The sequence below is a fragment of the Arthrobacter sp. SO3 genome, from assembly GCF_020532825.1.
Taxonomy (GTDB): domain Bacteria; phylum Actinomycetota; class Actinomycetes; order Actinomycetales; family Micrococcaceae; genus Arthrobacter.
In genome coordinates this window covers 9,215-11,420 of sequence record NZ_MQTS01000133.1, presented here as the reverse complement: position 1 = coordinate 11,420, position 2,206 = coordinate 9,215, and the positions used below count along the sequence as shown (strand labels likewise).

The 2,206-nt window shown below is 66.1% G+C and carries 2 protein-coding genes; one reads left to right on the top strand and one right to left on the bottom strand.

Features of this window, described 5'->3' with window-relative positions:
- The coding region (locus tag BJQ90_RS12965; RefSeq protein ID WP_226760666.1) for a FadR/GntR family transcriptional regulator at positions 1 to 735 on the bottom strand (735 nt) is incomplete at its 3' end.
- 141 nt (positions 736 to 876) lie between these two features.
- On the opposite strand from BJQ90_RS12965, the gene BJQ90_RS12960 reads away from it, so the two are divergent.
- A complete protein-coding gene (locus tag BJQ90_RS12960; protein ID WP_226760665.1) occupies positions 877 to 2,172 on the top strand; it encodes an ABC transporter substrate-binding protein in 1,296 nt (431 codons plus the stop codon).
- Positions 2,173 to 2,206: the final 34 nt, after the last annotated feature.

Below are 2,206 nucleotides of genomic sequence, written 5' to 3'. Positions count from 1 at the left end.
GGGGGCGGCGGGCTGCTGGTGCCTGGACCAGATGTCGCCCATCTCCTCCGAGGACTGCTCCACGATCCGGCTCATCGCGGCGTGCGCCGCGTTTGCCTCGCCGCGCTGGATGGCGCTGGCGACGTCGACGTGCAGCTGCAGCGCCTCGTGCTGCGGCAGGTGCGGCATCAGGCCGTGTTCGGTGCGTCCGGTCAGCACCTCGGTGACGAGCTTGTGCAGCTGGGAAAACATGGCGTTGCCGGAGGCCTTGAGCACCGCGGCGTGGAATTCGATGTCCAGCCGGAGGAAATCGTCCTGGTCCCCTTGCTGGCCTGCCGCCCAGAGCCGGGCAGCCCGGGCGACCAGGTCGCTGCCGGCGTCCCAGGAGGCACGCTCGGCGGCAAGGCGGGCGGCCTGGGGCTCGATCGCGCCGCGGAGTTCGTTCAGCGCCTGCAGCTGTTCCAGCCGTTTGGAGGAGGCGAGCCGCCAGCGGATCACCTGCGGATCGTAGGCGTTCCAGGTATCCTCCGGCTGAACCACCGTGCCGAGCCGCCGTCGTGATTCCAGCATGCCCTTGGAGGACAGCACCCGTGTGGCCTCCCTGACCACCGAGCGGGACACCTTGTACTGGGCCTCCAGCTCGTCCAGGCGCAGGATCGAGTGCGGCGCCAGGGTCCCCTCGGCGATGGCAAGTCCCAGTTTGTGGACCAGCACGGAATGCAGGTCAGCTGAGGACTCCGCCTTTGGGGTTTTCATAAATAAATCATACGGCTCGGGTGCAAGGGGTTGTTTAAGTCTGCTTTATTTCTCTAAGATCGCTTCCAGAGCAGATGTAACGATGCATGTGCAGCCGGCTGGACAGTGACGCCCAGCCCTTAAAAAACCAAGGGAGTCGTAATGAAGCGACGTTCGATCATGCAGTACGCGGCAGTCGCCGCGGCCCTGTCTCTGGGCCTCACCGCCTGCGGCGGAGCCAGCGGCAGCACCGATGCCAAAGCCGCCGGCACAGTCCGGGTCACCCTCGCGAACCACGTCTGGACCGAAGGCATCAAGGCAGCCATTCCGGAATTCGAGAAGTCCACCGGCCTCAAGGTTGAGCTGACCCAGCTGGGCGAGGACCAGCTCTCGGACCAGTACAACGTCAAGCTCAACGCCGGCAGCGACGAGATCGACGTCATGATGTACCGCCCGCTCCAGGAGGGCAAGGCGTTCGCCAAGAACGGCTACCTCGCCGACCTGACGTCCAAGGTCTCCTCGGACGCCGGCTGGGACTGGAAGGACTACCAGGAAGGCCCGGTCAAGGCCAGCACGGTAGACGGCAAGGTGGTCGGCGTCCCGATCATCACCGAACGCGAAGTGCTCTACTACCGCAAGGACCTGCTGAAGGCTGCCGGCCTCGAGATTCCCAAGACCATGGATGAGCTCGAAGCGGCAGCCAAGGCCATCAAGGCCGCCAACCCGGACACCGCGGGCTTCGTGGCCCGCACCGGCAAGTCCGCCGCTGTCACCCAGTTTTCCAGCTTCCTGTACAGCTTTGGCGGCGACTTCACCGACGCCAGCGGCAAGTCGGCCGTCAACTCCGACGCCGCCAAAAAGGCCTACGCTTTCTACGGCGGCCTGATCAAGAACTACGGCCCGGCCAACGTCAGCACCGACATGAGCTGGCCCGAGGCGATGGCCATCTTCACCCAGGGCAAGGCAGCCTTCTACACCGAGGCCGACTCGCTCTACAAGAACGCCACAGACCCGGCCAAGTCCAAGGTCGCCGACACGGTCGGCTTCGCCGCACTGCCTGCCGGTCCGGCAGGCTCCAAGCCGTACAACATCCCGTCGTGGGGCCTCGCGGTCAACCAGGCCTCGGGCAACCAGGACAACGCCTGGAAGTTCATCCAGTGGGCCACCAGCAAGGAACGCACCCTGGCGGCGCAGAAGGCCGGCGTCCCCGGACCCCGCGCCTCCGTCTGGTCCGACCCAGCCGGCACCTCCACCTACCCGCAGGACCTGGCCGAGGCCATCGCCGCCAGCGCCAAGAACGGCGTCGGCCACGACCGTCCCGAGGTTGTCACGGTCGGCAAGGCCCGCGAAATCGTGGGTGGCCCGATCGTGGCCACCATCACCGGCGCGGACGCGTCGGCCGCTGCTGACACCGCCCATGATGCCTTCCAGAAGTTCCTGGACAGCGAAAAGAAGTAGCACGCCCGGCGCACTCCGCACCTGCTGACCGTGC